This window comes from Marseilla massiliensis (assembly GCF_016899855.1).
GTDB lineage: Bacteria > Bacteroidota > Bacteroidia > Bacteroidales > Bacteroidaceae > Prevotella.
The window spans coordinates 1-310 of record NZ_JACJJG010000274.1 but is presented as its reverse complement, the minus strand read 5'-3'; the positions used below and the strand labels follow the sequence as shown (position 1 = coordinate 310).

Annotated in this window: 1 protein-coding gene; it reads right to left on the bottom strand. The window is 56.1% G+C overall.

The window, feature by feature from the left end; genetic code table 11:
- Positions 1-38: 38 nt before the first annotated feature.
- Positions 39-310: nucleoside/nucleotide kinase family protein (locus H6A34_RS14730; protein WP_477396710.1), on the bottom strand; the 272-nt coding region annotated here is incomplete at its 5' end.

The window sequence follows — 310 nt, the reverse complement described above, 5'->3', positions numbered from 1 at the left end:
ACAAGTCATTTGTCTTAACTCCTTTACTCCATTACTCCTTAACTCCTTGAAATAAACTCCTCCACCGCCTTGAGAGCCTCGTTGACGGCACGGTCGAGGTCGTCGTTGATGATTACATGGTCAAACTTGTCGGCGAAAGTCAGCTCGAACGAAGCGCGGGCGAGGCGGTCCTCGATTACTTCCGGCGCGTCGGTGCCGCGTCCTTCAAGGCGGCGTCGGAGCTCGTCGAGCGACGGCGGCTGGATGAACAGGCTCAAGGCGCGGTCGCCGTAAAACCTCTTGATGTTGCATCCGCCTTTTACGTCAACGT